Raw genomic sequence first — 18,712 nt, 5'->3', positions numbered from 1 at the left:
TGAAAGTAAGAGCATCAGTTAAAAAAAGAAGTGCCGAGTGCAAAATTGTACGAAGAAAAGGCAGATTATACGTAATCAACAAAAAGAATCCTAGATTTAAACAAAGACAAGGATAGTTATGGCAAGAATAGCAGGGGTAGATATCCCAAAAAACAAGAGAGGTGTTATAGCACTTACCTACATCTTCGGATTAGGAAAAAGTAGAGCTATTGAGATTTTAGAAAAAGCTCAAGTTAGCCAAGACAAAAAAGTTCAAGATTGGAATGATGATGAGATCGGAGCAATTCGTGAAGCAGTATCAACTTTCAAAATTGAAGGAGAATTGCGTTCAGAAGTTTCTTTGAACATCAAACGTTTAATGGACATTGGATGTTACAGAGGTATTCGTCATAGATCTGGTCTTCCATTAAGAGGGCAAAGAACGAAGAATAATTCTAGAACAAGAAAAGGTAAGAGAAAAACTGTTGCCAATAAGAAAAAAGCAACTAAATAATAAGTAATATGGCTAAAGCAACTGCAAAAAAACGTAAAGTTATCGTTGAATCAACGGGAGAAGCTCATATTTCTGCTACTTTTAATAACATCATCATTTCGTTAACAAACAAAAAAGGTGAAGTTATCTCATGGTCTTCGGCTGGTAAAATGGGTTTTAGAGGTTCTAAAAAGAATACACCATACGCAGCCCAAATGGCAGCAGAAGATTGTAGTAAAGTAGCTCTTGAAGCTGGACTTAAAAAAGTAAAAGTATATGTAAAAGGACCAGGAAACGGGCGTGAGTCTGCCATCCGTTCTTTACACAATGCTGGAATTGAAGTAACTGAGATTATCGATGTTACACCTCTTCCTCACAATGGGTGTCGTCCTCCAAAAAGACGTAGAGTATAATTTTATAACAATAAGTATAACTAGGTAGAATATAGGTTATCGAAGGATTTAGACCTGAATTCATAATCTCTACCTTAATTAATTTTTTAGAAATGGCAAGATATACTGGTCCAAGTACTAGAATAGCTCGTAAATTTGGCGAAGCTATTTTCGGAGATGATAAATCATTCGAAAAAAGAAATTATCCACCCGGACAACACGGGATGGCTAAAAAAAGAGGAAAAAAATCTGAATTTGCTATCCAGTTAATGGAAAAGCAAAAAGCGAAATATTCTTACGGAATTTTAGAAAAACAATTCAGAGGATTATTTAAAAAAGCAGCTGCATCTAAAGGTGTAACTGGTGAAATCCTTTTGCAATTGTGTGAAGCTCGTTTAGACAACGTAGTCTTCAGAATGGGTATTGCTCCAACTAGAAGAGCAGCAAGACAAATCGTTTCTCACAGACACGTGACTGTTAACGGTGAACTTGTAAATGTACCTTCATACCATTTAAAACCTGGTGACAAAGTGGCTGTTCGTGAAAAATCTAAATCATTAGAAGCTATCGACCGTTCTTTATCAAATTCAAGTCATGTTTATGAGTGGATTACTTGGAATACTGCACAAATGGAAGGAACTTTTGTTTCTGTTCCTGCTAGGTTGCAAATTCCAGAAAACATTAAAGAACAACTAATCGTCGAATTGTACAACAAATAATAATTGACATCAGTCTTATAATTTATGGCATTATTTAATTTTCAGAAGCCCGATAAAGTTATCATGATCGATTCAACCGATTTTGAAGGTAAGTTTGAATTCAGACCTTTAGAACCTGGTTACGGATTGACCGTTGGTAATGCACTTAGAAGAGTTTTACTTTCTGCTTTAGAAGGTTACGCAATCACATCTATCCGTATAGAAGGTGTAGATCACGAATTCTCAACTATTTCTGGAGTTGTAGAAGATGTTACAGAAATTATTCTTAATCTAAAACAAGTACGTTTCAAACGTCAAATTGAAGATATAGATAATGAATCTGTTACACTTGCAATTTCAGGAAAAAATCAAATTACAGCTGGTGATTTCCAAAAATTCATTTCTGGATTTCAAGTATTAAATCCAGAATTAGTAATTTGTAACTTGGACAGTAAAGTGAACCTTAATATGGAAATGACTATCGAAAAAGGTAGAGGATATGTTCCAGCTGAGGAAAACAAAAAACAAAATGCTGCAATCGGTACTATATTTACTGATTCTATCTTTACACCTGTAAAGAATGTGAAGTATGCTATTGAAAACTTCCGTGTAGAGCAAAAAACAGATTATGAAAAATTAGTTTTTGAAATTAAAACTGATGGTTCTATTAATCCAAAAGATGCGCTAACTGAAGCTGCAAAAGTATTGATTCACCATTTTATGTTGTTTTCTGACGAAAGAATTACACTGGAAGCGGATGAAATTGCCCAAACAGAATCGTATGACGAAGAGTCATTGCATATGAGACAATTGCTTAAAACTAAGCTTGTAGATATGGATCTTTCTGTAAGAGCATTAAATTGCCTAAAAGCAGCTGAAGTTGATACATTAGGAGACTTAGTATCATTCAACAAAAATGACTTAATGAAATTCCGTAATTTTGGTAAAAAATCGTTAACAGAACTTGACGAATTAGTAGCCGTAAAAAATCTTACTTTCGGAATGGATTTAGCAAAATACAAATTAGATAAAGAATAATTTATTTCATATTTTGCTCTCCAAAGAGGATTGAAGCAAGATGAAATATAAAAAAATAGGTCATGAGACACGGAAAAAAATTCAATCACTTAAGCAGACAGACTGGACATAGAAAAGCTATGTTAGCTAATATGGCTTGTTCTCTAATCGAGCACAAACGTATTAACACAACGGTTGCTAAAGCAAAAGCGCTGAAACAATTTGTTGAGCCGCTTATAACAAAATCAAAAGACGATACCACACACAATCGTCGTATTTGTTTCGCTTACCTACGTAGTAAATATGCGGTAACTGACTTGTTCAGAGACGTAGCAGCTAAAGTAGGAGATCGTCCAGGAGGATACACACGTATTATCAAATTAGGTAATCGTTTGGGAGATAATGCCGATATGGCAATGATCGAATTAGTAGACTTCAACGAATTATACAACGGTGGTAAAAAAGAAGAGAAAAAAGCAAAAAGCCGTCGTGGTGGTAAAGCTAAAAAATCTGATGAAACTCCAGTGGCTGAAATTGCTCCTGAAGCTTCAACTGAGGAAACTACTGAAACAGCAGAATAATGAATTTCAATATTCTATAAATCAAAAGGGTAAACTAGCAATAGTTTATCCTTTTTTTTTAGAAGCCAATCCTGCTTTCCGCTTCAATCTTTTGTAAGAAATACTTTTTTTGCAAGCACTCGCAGGAACTCCCTTTGGTCGTTCTGCAAATATGACAAAAAAATAGTATTTCTTACAAAAGGATTTCTGCTTCAATCAGGGCTAAAACACAAACCGCTTCAATTGTTTGTAATCTTTTAAAAAATTTGTAAAAAATACATTTGTACTTTGCAGTAAATAAAATAAATTTGCACAACAACATAACTACAATGAACTATACAACAAAACAACCCGCTATTTTATTACTAAGTGACGGAACCATTTTTCACGGTAAATCAATTGGAATTTCAGGAACAACCTACGGCGAAGTTTGCTTTAACACTGGAATGACTGGGTATCAAGAAATTTTCACAGATCCATCTTACTTCGGACAAATAATGGTGGCAACTAATGCACATATTGGAAATTACGGAGTAAACATAAACGATATTGAATCAGACCAAATTATGATTTCAGGATTAGTTTGCAAAAACTTTTCCGATTTTCATTCTCGTCCAGATTCCGAAAGTAATTTGTTTGACTATTTCAAAAAACAAAACCTAGTTTGTATTTCTGATGTAGATACTCGTGCACTCGTGAGTTACATTCGTGACAACGGCGCAATGAATGCGGTTATTGCAACTGATGGTACTTCTATTGATGATTTAAAACGTCAATTAGCTAAAGTGCCAGATATGAAAGGCTTGGAGCTGGCTTCTAAAGTATCTACAAAACAAGCTTATTTTTATGGAAACGAAAACGCCAAGTATAAAATCTCTGCTTTAGATTTAGGAATCAAAACCAATATACTTCGCAATCTTGCGAAAAGAGATTGTAACATCAAAATATTCCCTTACGATGCTACTTTTTCAGATTTAAAATCATTTAATCCAGATGGTTATTTCTTATCCAATGGTCCTGGTGATCCAGATCCATTAGAGAATGCTATTGCAATTGCCAAAGAAATTATTGACAATAATTATCCATTGTTTGGTATTTGTTTAGGACATCAAGTTATTGCTCTGGCCAATGGCGTGTCAACCTACAAAATGTTTAACGGACACCGAGGTATCAATCATCCAGTAAAAAACTTAATCACAGGAAAAGGCGAAATTACTTCGCAAAATCACGGATTTGCAGTCAATAAAGAAGAATTGGAAAAACATTCCGATTTAGAAATCACCCATTTGCATCTCAACGATGAAACGGTTGCTGGAATGCGAATGAAATCTAAAAACTGTTTCTCAGTACAATACCATCCAGAAGCAAGTCCAGGCCCTCACGATTCGAGTTATTTATTTGATGAGTTTGTAGCTAATATTGAAAAAATCAATAGCGAACAAGAAATATAGTCAATTTTAACCCTATCAGAGTTTAAAATCCTGATAGAGTTAAAAAAAGTAAAAAGTAGCTTACTAAATCGTTATCGTTAACAACATTCCTTTTTTATCAAAAATCATTCCTAAACTTTGAATATATTTGTAATAAATCTAAAGTCTAATATCATAAATCGTATATTAAAATGAGCATAATTATCAAAATTCACGCAAGACAAATTTTTGATTCCCGTGGAAACCCAACAATTGAAGTAGATGTAGTAACCGATAGCGGTATATTAGGACGTGCCGCAGTGCCGTCTGGAGCATCAACTGGTGAACACGAAGCTGTGGAATTGCGCGATGGGGGCAAAGCATTTATGGGAAAAGGGGTGATGAAAGCCGTTGAAAACGTAAATGTAACAATTGCAAATGAACTTATGGGAACTTCGGTTTTTGAACAAAATCTAATCGATAAAACAATGATCGAATTAGACGGAACTCCAAACAAATCTAAACTAGGCGCCAATGCAATTTTAGGTGTTTCTTTGGCAGTTGCCAAAGCAGCCGCTGCTGAATTAGGAATGCCATTGTACCGATATATTGGTGGTGTTTCTGCTAATACTTTGCCAGTTCCTATGATGAACATCATCAACGGAGGTTCACATTCTGATGCGCCTATTGCGTTCCAAGAGTTTATGATTATGCCTGTAAAAGCAACATCGTTCACTCACGCTATGCAAATGGGAACGGAGATTTTTCATCATTTGAAAAAAGGATTACATGATCGAGGGTTGTCAACCGCAGTAGGAGACGAAGGTGGTTTTGCACCAAACTTGGCTGGTGGAACTGAAGACGCTTTAGATTCTATCAAAAAAGCAGTCGAAAGTGCAGGATATAAATTTGGAGACGAAGTGATGGTAGCGTTAGATTGCGCCGCTTCAGAATTTTATGTAGATGGAAAATACGATTACACAAAATTTGAAGGAGCTGGAGGAAAAATCAGAACATCAGAAGAACAAGCCGATTATTTAGCCGAACTAGCTTCAAAATATCCAATTATTTCCATCGAAGACGGCATGTACGAAGACGATTGGAAAGGTTGGAAATACTTAACAGACAAAATCGGACACAAAACACAACTCGTGGGTGACGATTTATTTGTAACCAATGTCGAGCGCCTATCTCGTGGAATCAAAGAAGGAATTGCCAATTCAATTCTAGTAAAAGTAAACCAAATAGGAACGTTAACCGAAACCATTGCTGCTGTAAATATGGCACACAATGCGGGTTACACTTCTGTGATGTCACACCGTTCAGGCGAAACCGAAGACAATACCATTGCTGATTTGGCAGTGGCGTTAAACTGTGGACAAATCAAAACGGGTTCGGCTTCTCGTTCGGATCGTATGGCAAAATACAATCAATTGCTTCGTATCGAAGAAGAATTGGGCGAAACTGCCTATTTTCCTGGAACAAGCGCTTTTAAATAATTTTTAAATATATAAATAGAGGCTGTCGTTTTAGACAACCTCTATTTTCAAGCAGAACGAAAAGTAAAAGAACAATAAACCAATAAAATTCAAAAGCTACTTTTGTCTGTTTATTTCATTTTGTCACATTCGGTAAAATTGACATCATAAGTAATATCTCCAATAACCGCATCGTAAGTGCCTCCACCATTGTATTGTTGGCGCAAGCTAAATCGTTGAAAATAGCAATCGTTAGTATTAATATTTTTTACAAATAGTGTGTAAAACTGATTGGAATATCGGTATAATGGAATTCCGTATTCGTTTTTTTGAATTGTCCATCCGCCAGACGATGGATGAGCAAAAAATTTAATAACTTTTAATGCTGATTCGCCTCCTTCGTAATTATTTAAATATAAACTGGTTATTTGCGCCTGTGTCATTCCCATCGTAATTGGGTTTGATTTTAGTTTCCATTCTTCTGGCAAATCTTTTTTGGTGGTTCTAATTCCGTTTTTGTTTGCTTCAAAAACAGCTTCTTGTTCGCTCATAATTGTTGCCACATCTTTGGCAGAAAATTCATAATCGAATGTGTTGGCATAAACAATTCCGTCGCCATCTAGTTCTTTTCCCCAATCGTCTCTGGTTTTACTATTAAAGAAAACGCCTACTTTAAATGCTCCGTTTCTGTCGAAAATTTCTTTATTGTGCATATTTGGGAACGGCGAATAATATATTGCATCTCCAGAATTTCCTTTGTAAATAGAATATTTCATTGTGTGTGGCATAATATCAATATCTAACGATTTGAGATTGGCTTGTTCTGATGATAATGCAATGTATGTTGGATTATTGCCATTACCATATTTTAATCTTTGATTTTGATCGTCATACAAAACCATTTTCAAGTCAATAACTGGATTTTTTTCATCGAGTTTAAAAACATCTTTTATGGTTCCAGAAAGTGCCGTTATTCGAGCATAAATATGACTTTTGCTTGAAAATGAATTCGTAAAAGTTTCTTTTCCTGAATTGGGCAAAGCTTCGAAAAATTCAATTTTTAGATTGTTTTCAAAAGGTTCAATAACAGGTTTCAAATCAGGATAATCTTTTGCAAAATGTACAATTCCGGTTTCACCTTCTTTTCTGATGTGATTGTATGGATTTAAAATATCCTTGCTTGCAATAATTGATGCCAATGAACTTTTGTTAGGACTAGAATAATCGGTGCCTTGATAAGGAAATTCGAAAACGGTTTCGATACTTAAATTTTCGGTTGACATAGCTTTTTCGGTATTAATGGTTTTATCAGATTTGACTTCAGATTTTTTTTCGGTTAGTTTTTCTTTGGCTTTGTTGAGGAGATTTCCGAATTGAGCGTTGGCAGAAAATGTGACAAAAGCGATTAGTAAAATTATTTGATTTTTCATGGTTTCATGTTTTTTAAATTATTTATTTTAGAGCTCCCGTATCAAAATATAGTTTCCATGAAATTAATTTTCCTATATCATTATTTTGATAATCATACACTTTAAGCGTCCACTTTCCTTTGATATTTTTATCCATAAAAAATGTATTTAATGATGTCATCGGTACTGAAAATGGAATACTCGATACGCCGCGCGATGGCGCATAATTGCCAGCCACTATGAATGTTGATACTTGTGGTAAAAAAAACGTAGTAAACAAACTGTTGAATTTTAGTTTATTTCCTAATACTAAATTAATTGAAGAACCGGGCGAAGTGTCATTAGTTGTTCCAATTCTTTTTATAATTCCGCAGTTTTCGCCCGACGGAGCAATGAGTTCAACAACTATATCACCAGCGAAACTATGCGACAAGTCAAGTTCTAGAAAAATTTTAGAAGGATCTTGAATAATTCCATCTTTGTCAATTTCTATAATGCTTGCAATTATTCCTGGTATTAGTGTAGTCCCACTTACTGTCGCATCGGGAATGCTAATTTGCGTATTGTTCTCGAGCATTGCTGGCAGAATTAATTTGGTATCAGCAATTGGTTGGGGTTCTTTATCGTCTCTATTACAAGAAAGTGAAAGTATTAATAAGACGATTATGATAATTGATTTTAGGGTTTTCATTGTATGTGTTTTAAAGTTTATATTACAAATCTCGTCATAAAACAATATTAAATATCTACCGTAAAAGAGTGATTTTTTTGTGTAAATTATTTTTTGAAAGTTTTAAAATTTGGCAAAATTTATGTTTCAAACACCATACATAAAATATAAAATACCAAATATTATAATTGCTACAACTAAAGGCGAAAGATCTGTTTTTATTGTTTTGGACATTTTTTTGGTTTTTAATTATTTGACAGTTACAAATACAGATTTAGTTTCAGATTTTTCGTTTGACAAAGTTTGAATAGTACCGTTAGTCCATAAACAAGCTTTAAATTTCAAACTAACAAAATCATACATATTACCAGCTACATATACATTTTTATCTGCTACAAAAACCGAATTGGCCATCGAAAAAAGTGGTGATAACTCTTTTGGTATGAAATTTTCCCAAATCATTGCACGAGAATTTACCGAATTAGGATTAGTTGCACCAACGGCATAAATATTTTGGTTATCACCGTGAACGGAATACATAGCTGTATTATTAACAACTGAATTCTGAGATGTTCCATTCTTTAAAATTTTTGCGTTTAGTACACCAGCATTATCATAATTTGCGACAACAAAAACATCTGTACCTCGAACAAAAATTGATTCTGCAACTGATGGAGTTGTAAATATTGTTTCGTTATAACCTGGACTTATCCAAGTCCAAGCATTAGCACCTATTTTTCCTGCAACATATATACCGTTTACAACTAAACCATCATTGGTCGCAAAAATTGATTTTGCAACAGAATTATTATTTGAGGATAGTTCATTGCCTTCAAAAACACCATTTATACCTACCCAAAAAGTTGCTTTTTCTACTAATTGACCTGAAATATATACTACATCTTTAAAAACCGATACTGAGCAAGCTTCTGAAAAACTACCTTCTAATTGTATTTTTGTTCCATTTTTCCATAAAGTTGCAACTCTAGAATTTACAATAACCTCAAAACCAACTGCGTAAACATCATTTCCTGAAACAAAAACAGAATTTACTTTTGATTCGTTTGTTAAATTTGTATTTAATAATTCTGCAACGCCATTTTTCCAGATTGTAGCTTTTTCTAACCCGTTAATTGTTTGACTTCCGCCTACATAGACGTTTGTAATTGTTACAGGTTCTTGAATTGATTTTGTTGGTTGCGAATCATCTTCTTTGCTACAAAAAAAAGTAACTGATAGTATAATTATTAAGAATGTTAATTTTAGAATTTTCATATTTTTTTGTTTAAATTAATTTTTATAATAAATTTTGAATATAATTACTAAAAAGGACTACCGTAAAAGAGTGATTTGTATCTTACAATACGATCTTTGTCAAAGGTTTGAACTTTGAAATAGATTTTTTATTTTTTAGTATTATCACATAAAACATATCCAAGAAAATCGCCATTTTTGTCTTTGTAGTCAAAAGCTACTGCAATATCATTTTTTTGATAGGCTTCAAATTCGGGCGATGTTTTATACTTTTCGTCCATCATAGTTTGCATTTTAGTTTTAAATTCTGCAATGTTTACTTTTTTATTTGTTAATGAATGTACCGTATAATAATGCGTTAACAAAAAACCATTTTTTTCGATGTGCTATCCAATCGGGTTGTTTCATCAACTTTTATAGGGCATTGGGAGTTTATTTGTTTCACAACGGCTTTTAAATCAACTTGTGCTTGATCTAACGGCGTATTTTTTAGATTGTCAATAAAGTATAAAACTCCAAAGGCTACGACACCTGCAACTAAGGCTGCGAGAATCATTTTTTTAGTTGTAGTCATAGTTAAATTATTTCTCGGTTACAAAAACAGAAGTTGCAGCAGAACTATTAGCTGATAATATTTGAGTCGTTCCGTTTTTCCAAATGCACGCTTTTGTAATAGATATTGTTTCATATCCAGCGACATAATTATCTGTTGCGGTGGCAAAAACCGAATAGGCAAAAGATGGGTTTTGTGATAATTGTGTAGCTTGGTTATTTTTCCATAACATTGCTCTAGTACTAAGAAGATTAACGACTTTGAAACCGCAAGCATACACATTTTGTCCTTGTGCATATACAGACCACATTGATGTATCATCTCCATATTGTCCTGTAGAAAGTAAGTTATCATTCCATAATTTTGCACTGCGTATGTTTGCCGTTGACAATTCGAAACCCGCAATGTAAATATTGTTTTCTTGAACACAGATAGACCTTGCATTTGATTGACTAATTGTGTTTGTAAAATACGTTCCTTCGTTATTAATTTTCCAAAACCCCATTCCTGTTGTAGTATTTCCAGAGATATAAATATCATTACCTTTAACATAAATATCTGTTGCTTCGGTGGCTTCTGTAAAGTTTCGAGTGGTATTATTATGCCAAAGTGTTGCTGTCTGGTTTTCCATACCAACAACATAAGCTGTTCCATTTGCTACATACACTGAATTTGCACTAGATGAATTTGTACTTAAAGTAGTTTTAACTCCGTTTTTCCACATAACTGCCTTATAAGTTGCTATTGAAGTACTTGAGTTTTCGTGACCAACAGCATACACATCATTGCCATCGACAAATATTGCTAATACTTCGCCTTCATTTCCTGCTGCAATTGGTAATTGTTGTGCTACGCCATCTTTCCAAATAATTGGAATGTCTTTTTGAGTTGTATTATCATATTCCGCGCCACCCACATAAACCGTTGTTACTTTAGGGGTTTCGGGTTGTGGTTGTGGTTCATCTTTGCTACAAGATATTGATAATGTTAGTATAGCAATTGTGAATATTGTTTTTAATGTTTTCATAATGTGATGTTTTAGTTTTTAATAAATTTTTGTTGATAGCTTCTGTTATCTATTGTTACTTGAATAATGTAAATGCCATTGGTGAGGCTTTGAACATTAATACTATTTGAAACTTCATTGATTTCTAAAACAATTTTTCCAAGTACATCAATAATTTTAATTTTTGATACGATTGAATTTACGGGTGTTTGAATATTTAATAAATCAGTAGTTGGATTAGGGTAGATTGATACTGTTGTATTGATGCGCATTTCATCATTAGTACTTAAAGTCGTTGGACAAACAATACCATTTGGCATATTGGTATTCATATTTGTCCCGTTTCCTAATTGTCCTTTGTCATTTAGTCCCCAAGAGCTCAAAGAGCCATCCTGACGCAATGCCAAACCAAAACTTTGTGAACCTGAGATATTTATACCCCAAGTAGTACTTGTGCCAACTTGCAACGGCAAATAACTAAAAATTACTGCGCCCAGACCAGCACCGCCAAAAGTATTTCTACCCCACGACCACAAAGTTCCATCAGAGCGTTTTGCCATACTGTAGTTGTATCCTGCTCCTAAAACTCCTTGCCAGTTTGCATCTGTGCCCACTTGTGTTGGAGTTGGAACATTAAAAGCATTACTTCCATTGCCAATTTGTCCATCACCATTTATGCCCCAAGCCCAAAGTGTACCATTGGTTTTCTTGGCAAGACTATGAAAATATCCTGTTACGACGGTTTGCCAATTTAATTCGATTCCGCACTGTGTCGGAACACTTCTCGTAGCAAAAGAACCATCACCTAATTGTCCATAATTATTAAAACCCCAACCCATTAATCGGTTACCACCAGTTACAATTTCTAAAGCTACAGAATGATACGCTCCGGCAGATATTGATAGCCAGTTGAGCGAGGTACCTATTTGTTGTGGGGTATTTATATTAATTAAATTGCCATTGCCAAGTTGGTTGAAGTCATTAACACCCCAAGACCAAAGAGATTTGCTAAAACTACCTTTTAGAGCTACATTGAAATAATAACCACAATCGACTGTATTCCAACTGGTTTCATTGCCAACTTGTACGGGTGAAAGTGAAAGACCACTGCTAAATGATCCGTTGCCAAGTTGACCAAAAAAATTGCCACCCCAAGTCCATAAAGTGCCGTCAGTTTGCACTCCAGCAGAATGATCTACACCTCCAGAAACTATTTTCCAATTGTTTGAGGTACCAACTTGAACAGGTATATTAGAATCTAAAAGTGAATCAATACCGAGCTGACCACTATCATTTCTTCCCCACGCCCACAGCGTTCCGTCCATTTTTATGGCTAAAGTATGCTCTAACCCAGAAGCTACGCTTTTCCAACATTGCGAAAAAGATATATTTGAAATTAATACTATAAACAATAAAATTAAAAATTGTTTTTGAGGAGTGTAATTTGTTTTCATACTATTTAGTTTTTGATTGCTTTACAAATTTCAATACAATTTGGTAATAAATATATCCCGTAAAAAAGTGATTTTTTTTAATTAAATATTGATTTTTAGATATTTAAAAAAAATCCTTTATTGAAATTTGAATTTCAATAAAGGATTAATCATAATTTTATTTTGGCATTTTGTTTTGAAAATATTCTTTCATACAATCCATTGTTAATGTTTCTAAACCTATTTTGTCGGCTTCTGCTTCTTGATGTGTTTTATATTTATTTATCGTTTTCTGTGCAGAACAATCGCAAAGGGCTTCTGCCATTTTGAGGTTTTCGGGAATTGAAGTATCCATTGCACTTTTCATAACGCCATCAATACATTCTTTTTTTACAGTTTCAGCATTCCAATTAGAGTTGCAAGAAAATAGAAGTAATGCAATTGCTGATATAACAAGTTTTTTCATTTTTATATATTTTATGGATTCTTCATATATTTTAAATCTGGATTTTGCTCATAAAACAAGCTGTCGGCAGTCACTTTTGCTTTGTCGAAATCATTACGACAATCATTAGTGATATATACTACATCTAGCATTTTATTGTTTGCTTCTTCTTCGTTAGCAAATGTGGCAATTGTTTTTTCGGCAATGCAATCGCAAATCGCAGTAACTCGTTTTGTAGATGCCTCGTTATACATCTCGCTTTTGGCACTTTCTAAACATTTTTTTTTGGCGTTTTCTTTGTTCCATTCTTCGGTTTTGCAACTAGCTAATAATAAAACAATTGCTAGGGTAAATAATTTATTCATAATTTTGGTTTTATTATTATTATTCAGATAACAATATGTTTTAATAATATTCAATATCGTTTTGAGCTGAACCATTAATTATTCTTTTACTTATTTGATTTTGGCTATCATATTCATAAGCATATGTATCAACCTGAGTATTAGTGGGTGAAAAAACGGCGGTAAAAGTCTTTACAGGATGTTGTGAATCTTCTTCAATATCAAAGAGATAGCCTTTATTTTTGTTGCTAAAAGTGTTGGTTTTATCGGTGTAATAGGTGTAATAAAATTTCCAAATGTCTGCATTGTATGAAAATGTTTCTTCGTAATGTTCTAAATTTTTGCCTTCATAGAAAAATGTTTTTGTCGATGTTTTTGTATCCAAACTATTGCTGTTGGTCAAAGTTGCCAATTGTTTATTGGCATTATAAGTATAAATCGTTTGATAATTTCCTGCCGACGGAAAAGTGCGCAATGATTTAATTTTAAAACCATCAGTATTTAGATCATATACATAGGTCGATTGTTGCACATTAGATTGAAAAAATTTGTAGGTAACTTTATTATTAGCATAACTATATTCATCTTTGTAACCATCGCTCGAAACTTGGGTTAAGAGTCTTCCTTGTGTATCATAGGTATGTGTGTATAAATTGTTGCCAATAGTAAACGTTTTTACTTTCGGAATCACAACAACAGGCTCTAGTTGCTCTGTTGCTTGCTGATCGTCTTTGCTGCAACCAATTGCGAAAGCTAGTAATAGTACTGCAATTATTTTTTTTACATTTTTCATTTTGGTTTATTTAAAGGTTACATAAAGGTCATAGACAAAGCCATTATTTATAGTGGAGAGCGTATTAATTTGTGTGCCATTTTTCCAATATTTGCACCCCACAGCATCTTGAAAAGTAATGGTATAAATATCTGTTCCTAATGCAAAAAGCGAATAAACGATTCCGTCGCCAGTTGTAGTTAAGTTTATTGCATCGGCAGGAGTATTGTTTTTCCAATATTTAGACCATAAATTTTCTACACCACCAGTAAAAACATCATTTCCAATAACTGTTATAGAAGTTGCTAAGGCAAAATTTAATGCATCTGATAAATAATGAACTGTAAAGTTTAGCCCATTAGCAGTATCACATTCCCAATACAATGCAACTGTTTTTCCGGCAAGTAATTCCGATCCTGAAACGTAAACTTTTGTTCCAACGACAAAAATATCGGTTGCTTGAGAGTTGTGACTACCTGGCGACAAACTCGTTGCAATACCATTTATCCAAATATAAGCAGTTGAAACATTGCCGTTTTTTTCATATCCTGACACATATGATTTATTGTTTGCAACTGCAATTGCCGTTGTGTTAGTGTCATTGGTTGAGCTTGACAAATATTCTTTAACATTGTTTTTCCAATATATTGCAATCGAATTACCATTGTCTGAGTCTTCATTTCCCGATATATACACATCATTTCCAGAAACTGCAAGGTCATTTGCACTGCTGCTTTGGCCTAAAATTGTCGCAGGTAAGGAGGTTACTATGCCGTTTTTCCAATATTTAGCAACAGTATTATCGTTGGTGTTTTTTTCGTAACCTGCAATGTGCTTGTCGCCATTTTCTGTAACAACGATACTTTCTGCAACGGCATCAAAAGTTCCGTTAGTGATATCTGTAGGAGTTCCGTTTTCCCAATATTGAGCGATACTTCTACTGGTTGCCGTGGCGTTTTTTGATCCAGCTGTATGTATAGTAACGTTATTTCCTATTGGTTGCGCATCTGGATTATCCTCTTTACTGCACGAAACGAGTACAAGAGAAAAAGAGAAGCAAATAATAAAAAGTGGCTTTAAAATAATGGTGTTTGGTTTTTTCATAATGTAATATTTGTTTTTAATTTGATTTACAAATCTCGAAACGAATACAGAATAAACATATCCCGTAAAAGAGTGATTTTTTGTTTGCTATTACATTTTAAAATTCAAATCGTCCCAAATTCCGTCAAACCAATGCGATGGTTGTAACTTGTTTAAAACTAATTTGTTATTTACAGTTGGTTTTGTGGTTTTTAATTTATCGTTTGACAAAAAACCAGTTTTAGGTATTGAATGCCCAAAATGAAAACCATGCGAAAAATGAAGATGTAGTTTCATAGCCTTTAAGATTTAATTGTTAGTACAATACAAATCTCGAAACAATATTGAATTTTAAACTACCGTAAAAACGTGATTTTCATTATGTTGAATTAAAAAACAAAATTCAACATTCCTTTTAACCTACTTTGTTTCTCACGTAAAAGAGTGATTTTTGATGTAATAATTGGATTAGTCAAAAATTATGTGAAACCTTTACCTTAGAATAGTAATAAAAACGATAAAGAATTGAAGTTATGAGAAAAATAATAATGGTAGTTTTTTTGTTAGTAACTTTAGTAAGTTTTTCTCAAACACAACAAGAAAATATACAAAAACTTAAAACATTAAATAACGATACGATAAAAGCAAAAATATTAGGAAACATTGCCTATGATTATGGAATAAAAAATCCAGATTCTGCATTTTATTTTTTTAATGAATCTAAAAAATTAAGTGCAAAGCTAAAACATTATTCAGGGCAAATAAGATGTAACGTAAATATTGGGGAGCTATATCGTCAAATGGGAAATTATGAAGAATCATTAAGATATGATTTGATGAACATCAAACTTGCTGAAAGACATGGCACGCAAGTTCAGAAAGCAAATTGTTATGCTAATATGAGCACTACTTATCATTATTTAATAAAATTTGATTCATGTGCGAAATATGACTTAAAAGCACAAAGAATTTATGAATCGTTAGAAGACAAGACTGAGCTAGTTACTTTTTATTCAAATTTGGCAGAGTCCTATACGGAAAGGCATTTATACAAAAAGGCTTTAGAATATGGATTCAAAGCACTTAATTTAAGCAAAAAAGGATTTGGAACACAACTTGATCTTGCTTACGTTTTATCTTCAATTTCAACCACATATATATATTTAAATCAAAATCAAAATGCACTTAAATATGCGGAAAAAGCATTATTGCTGTCTAAAAATGAAAAGGAATATTATTTGCAGCAGGTTATTTTGGGAAATACAATTTTGATAAAAACTAAACAAAAAAAGTATTCTGACTTATTTTTATTAGTTGATGAATTAGAAATTCTAAAAAAAGATATTAATTCTATCGAATATGATGCAAATATATTAGTGCACAAAGGGTTGGTTTATTTTTATAATAATCAACTTCAAAAATCTAAAGAATTTATTTTGCAAGCTCTAAAAATTAGTGAACTCAATAATCTAAGTGTAATTTCTAAAAATTCTTACGGATTATTAAATAAAATTGAAGCTAGTTTAGGAAATTACTACGAATCAGATATATATGAAGCCAAAAAGGATTCAATTTATGAATTACAAGTAAACGAAGGCACAATAAAAAACATTCAAGAACTCGAAAAAAAATATGAAACTCAAAAAAAGCAAACAGAAATTATAAAATTAAAAGCTAAAAATGAAAAAAAATCTAATTTAAACAAAATTCTAATAGCTTCATCCATTGCTTTATTGTTAGTAGGTTTTTTGGGTTATCGCAATTTTAGAAACAAACAAAAACTCCAAACATTAAAAATAACAGAACTCGAAAAAGACAAACAATTACTTGCTGTCGACGCCATGCTAAAAGGGCAAGAAGAAGAGCGAGGACGAATTGCCAAAGACTTGCACGACGGTCTTGGCGGACTTTTATCGGGAACCAAATTATCCTTTACAAACATGAAAGAAAACCTACTTCTTACTCCAGAAAATGCATTGCAATTCGAAAAATCACTCGGTATGCTTGACACCACAATTGCCGATTTGCGCAAAGTAGCACACAATCTTATGCCCGAAGCATTAGTAAAATTTGGGTTAAATGATGCCTTGCGTGATTTTTGCAATAGCATACAGCAGTCAACAAATATTACAGTCGATTATCAAAAATTAGGTATCGATAGAAAAATTGACAATACCGCCGAAACATTTATTTATAGAATCATTCAAGAATTGGTAAATAATGCTGTAAAACACGCCAATGCCAAAGAAATAATGGTGCAACTCACTATAGAAAACAATAAAGTACTGCTAACGGTTGAAGACGACGGAAAAGGCTACAACCAAAACCAATCCACAAAAGGCGACGGTCTAGGGAATATTGCTTATCGAGTACATTATTTGAAAGGAAAAATAGATACCGCAACGTCGCCTAACAATGGAACTACTGTAAATATTGAGCTCAATGCGTAACAGTCCTATAAAAGTATTTATTGTCGACGACCATCAAATGGTTATTGAAGGAATCAAATCCTTGTTGTTTGGCGAAAACCATATAGAACTCGTTGGTTGCGCTAACACGGCTCAAAATTGTTTGCAATTTTTTAAAATAAAAACAGCCGATGTTATTTTAATGGATATAAATTTGCCTGACACAAGCGGCATTGAACTTTGCGACAGTATTACAAAAAAGTACCAAAATGTAAAAGTTATCGCCTTAAGTACACACAATCAAGGTACTTATGTACGAAAAATGATAGAAAGTGGTGCTAAAGGTTATTTACTAAAAAATGCAGACAAACACGAAATACTTAAAGCAATCGAAACGGTCTCTAAAGGTAGTAACTATCTCACTTTTGAAGCAGATAGAGCCTTGCGTTACGAAAATGAACTTCAAAACAAAATACCAAAACTAACCAAGCGCGAAAAAGAAATCCTCATTCTCATAGCCGAGGGGTTAACCAACATACAAATCTCCGAAAAATTATTTATAAGTACAGATACAGTTGACAGTCATCGCAAAAATTTACATACCAAACTAAATGTAAAAAACACAGCAATGCTCATAAGATTTGCTACAGAAAATGATTTGTTATAAGCTAGAAATAAGAAGGTTTTTTTATTTTTATTAAAAAATTAACGAAATCGTCACCTTAAAACTTTTTTATTTAATACATAATTATCTATTTTTGTTAAATTATATATTTTAGATTAATTCCCACATTATATTATGTCAAAAATTGCAACATTAGAAATTGATGGAAACAAGTATGAACTTCCAGTAATGGTTGGAAGCGAAAACGAAACGGCTATCGATATTAGTAAATTAAGAGATTTATCAGGTGCTATCACTTACGATCCAGGATACAAAAATTCAGGTGTTTGTAAAAGCAAGATCACTTTCCTTGATGGAGAAGAAGGAATTCTTCGTTACAGAGGATATTCCATAGAAGATTTAGCCGATAAAGCAGATTTTCTTGAAGTGTCTTATTTAGTTATTTTTGGTGAATTACCAAACAAAGAACAATTAGCAAATTTCGAAAGAAACATTCGTAAATACACTTTGGTCAACGAAGAAATGAAAAACATCATCGATGGATTTCCAAAAACAGCACATCCAATGGGTGTTTTGTCTGCCTTGACAAGTGCTTTGACTGCATTTAATCCAAAAACGGTCAATGTAGATAACGAAAAGGAAATGTACGAAGCCATTTGTAAAACAATGGGTAAATTTCTTGTT

Annotated in this window: 23 protein-coding genes; 11 read left to right on the top strand and 12 right to left on the bottom strand. The window is 33.1% G+C overall.

The annotated features are described in order from the left end of the window. The 8 genes from rpmJ to eno form a co-directional block, all read left to right on the top strand. Positions 1 to 116: 50S ribosomal protein L36 (rpmJ, locus tag RMO70_RS03170; protein WP_310554973.1), on the top strand; the 116-nt coding region annotated here is incomplete at its 5' end. 2 nt (positions 117 to 118) lie between these two features. Continuing rightward, positions 119 to 493, top strand: a complete 375-nt coding sequence (rpsM, locus tag RMO70_RS03165) for a 30S ribosomal protein S13 (RefSeq protein WP_073018962.1) — start codon at positions 119 to 121, stop codon at positions 491 to 493. Between the two features lie 8 nt (positions 494 to 501). After that, positions 502 to 885: a 30S ribosomal protein S11 gene (rpsK, locus tag RMO70_RS03160; RefSeq protein ID WP_310554972.1), complete on the top strand. Its 384-nt coding sequence runs from the start codon at positions 502 to 504 to the stop codon at positions 883 to 885. Positions 886 to 977: 92 nt separating this feature from the next. After that, positions 978 to 1,583, top strand: coding sequence for a 30S ribosomal protein S4 (gene rpsD, locus RMO70_RS03155; protein ID WP_309607670.1), 606 nt, complete (start codon positions 978 to 980; stop codon positions 1,581 to 1,583). A gap of 24 nt (positions 1,584 to 1,607) precedes the next feature. Next, entirely contained in the window at positions 1,608 to 2,600 is a 993-nt protein-coding gene (locus RMO70_RS03150; protein WP_310554971.1) for a DNA-directed RNA polymerase subunit alpha, read from the top strand. Between the two features lie 62 nt (positions 2,601 to 2,662). Next, positions 2,663 to 3,160 carry a 50S ribosomal protein L17 gene (gene rplQ / locus RMO70_RS03145; RefSeq protein WP_310554970.1) on the top strand — a complete coding sequence of 166 codons (498 nt, stop codon included), beginning with the start codon at positions 2,663 to 2,665 and terminating at the stop codon, positions 3,158 to 3,160. Positions 3,161 to 3,468: 308 nt separating this feature from the next. Then, positions 3,469 to 4,590, top strand: coding sequence for a glutamine-hydrolyzing carbamoyl-phosphate synthase small subunit (gene carA, locus RMO70_RS03140; RefSeq protein ID WP_310554969.1), 1,122 nt, complete (start codon positions 3,469 to 3,471; stop codon positions 4,588 to 4,590). 170 nt (positions 4,591 to 4,760) lie between these two features. Next, positions 4,761 to 6,047, top strand: a complete 1,287-nt coding sequence (eno, locus tag RMO70_RS03135; protein ID WP_310554968.1) for a phosphopyruvate hydratase — start codon at positions 4,761 to 4,763, stop codon at positions 6,045 to 6,047. A gap of 110 nt (positions 6,048 to 6,157) precedes the next feature. Here the strand turns inward: eno and RMO70_RS03130 are convergent, their stop codons facing one another. The 12 genes from RMO70_RS03130 to RMO70_RS03075 form a co-directional block, all read right to left on the bottom strand. Beyond that, positions 6,158 to 7,456 carry a hypothetical protein gene (locus RMO70_RS03130; protein ID WP_310554967.1) on the bottom strand — a complete coding sequence of 433 codons (1,299 nt, stop codon included), beginning with the start codon at positions 7,454 to 7,456 and terminating at the stop codon, positions 6,158 to 6,160. Between the two features lie 22 nt (positions 7,457 to 7,478). Then, positions 7,479 to 8,126: a proprotein convertase P-domain-containing protein gene (locus RMO70_RS03125; protein ID WP_310554966.1), complete on the bottom strand. Its 648-nt coding sequence runs from the start codon at positions 8,124 to 8,126 to the stop codon at positions 7,479 to 7,481. A gap of 228 nt (positions 8,127 to 8,354) precedes the next feature. Further along, complete coding sequence (locus RMO70_RS03120) at positions 8,355 to 9,380, bottom strand: hypothetical protein (protein ID WP_310554965.1); 1,026 nt, start codon at positions 9,378 to 9,380, stop codon at positions 8,355 to 8,357. Between the two features lie 128 nt (positions 9,381 to 9,508). Continuing rightward, a complete protein-coding gene (locus tag RMO70_RS03115) occupies positions 9,509 to 9,724 on the bottom strand; it encodes a hypothetical protein (RefSeq protein WP_310554964.1) in 216 nt (71 codons plus the stop codon). Beyond that, the gene (locus RMO70_RS03110) at positions 9,718 to 9,933 is read right to left on the bottom strand and encodes a hypothetical protein (protein ID WP_310554963.1); all 216 of its coding nucleotides are present in this window, start codon (positions 9,931 to 9,933) and stop codon (positions 9,718 to 9,720) included. The genes RMO70_RS03115 and RMO70_RS03110 overlap by 7 nt, the downstream gene beginning before the upstream one ends. Positions 9,934 to 9,940: 7 nt before the next feature. Further along, positions 9,941 to 10,939, bottom strand: a complete 999-nt coding sequence (locus RMO70_RS03105) for a hypothetical protein (protein ID WP_310554962.1) — start codon at positions 10,937 to 10,939, stop codon at positions 9,941 to 9,943. Positions 10,940 to 10,950: 11 nt separating this feature from the next. Next, positions 10,951 to 12,372, bottom strand: coding sequence for a T9SS type A sorting domain-containing protein (locus tag RMO70_RS03100; protein ID WP_310554961.1), 1,422 nt, complete (start codon positions 12,370 to 12,372; stop codon positions 10,951 to 10,953). 157 nt (positions 12,373 to 12,529) lie between these two features. Continuing rightward, a complete protein-coding gene (locus RMO70_RS03095; protein WP_310554960.1) occupies positions 12,530 to 12,817 on the bottom strand; it encodes a hypothetical protein in 288 nt (95 codons plus the stop codon). A gap of 11 nt (positions 12,818 to 12,828) precedes the next feature. Beyond that, the gene (locus RMO70_RS03090; protein ID WP_310554959.1) at positions 12,829 to 13,161 is read right to left on the bottom strand and encodes a hypothetical protein; all 333 of its coding nucleotides are present in this window, start codon (positions 13,159 to 13,161) and stop codon (positions 12,829 to 12,831) included. Between the two features lie 40 nt (positions 13,162 to 13,201). Further along, complete coding sequence (locus tag RMO70_RS03085) at positions 13,202 to 13,933, bottom strand: hypothetical protein (RefSeq protein ID WP_310554958.1); 732 nt, start codon at positions 13,931 to 13,933, stop codon at positions 13,202 to 13,204. Positions 13,934 to 13,939: 6 nt separating this feature from the next. Next, positions 13,940 to 15,016, bottom strand: a complete 1,077-nt coding sequence (locus RMO70_RS03080; protein WP_310554957.1) for a hypothetical protein — start codon at positions 15,014 to 15,016, stop codon at positions 13,940 to 13,942. Positions 15,017 to 15,106: 90 nt separating this feature from the next. Next, positions 15,107 to 15,292 (bottom strand): hypothetical protein, encoded by a 186-nt coding sequence (locus RMO70_RS03075; RefSeq protein WP_310554956.1) that lies wholly within the window; start codon positions 15,290 to 15,292, stop codon positions 15,107 to 15,109. A 236-nt stretch (positions 15,293 to 15,528) separates the two neighbouring features. Here RMO70_RS03075 and RMO70_RS03070 point away from each other — a divergent pair, with 236 nt between their 5' ends. The 3 genes from RMO70_RS03070 to RMO70_RS03060 all read left to right on the top strand — a co-directional run. Further along, positions 15,529 to 17,445: a sensor histidine kinase gene (locus RMO70_RS03070; RefSeq protein WP_310554955.1), complete on the top strand. Its 1,917-nt coding sequence runs from the start codon at positions 15,529 to 15,531 to the stop codon at positions 17,443 to 17,445. Then, complete coding sequence (locus tag RMO70_RS03065) at positions 17,438 to 18,070, top strand: response regulator transcription factor (RefSeq protein ID WP_310554954.1); 633 nt, start codon at positions 17,438 to 17,440, stop codon at positions 18,068 to 18,070. The genes RMO70_RS03070 and RMO70_RS03065 overlap by 8 nt, the downstream gene beginning before the upstream one ends. Before the next feature lie 132 nt (positions 18,071 to 18,202). Then, on the top strand, positions 18,203 to 18,712 hold a 510-nt coding region (locus tag RMO70_RS03060; RefSeq protein ID WP_310554953.1), incomplete at its 3' end, for a citrate/2-methylcitrate synthase.

Origin of the sequence: Flavobacterium sp., assembly GCF_031422135.1 — a bacterium.
GTDB lineage: Bacteria > Bacteroidota > Bacteroidia > Flavobacteriales > Flavobacteriaceae > Flavobacterium.
Note: the sequence above shows the minus strand (reverse complement) of the source record. Positions and strands in the feature narration are given on the sequence as shown.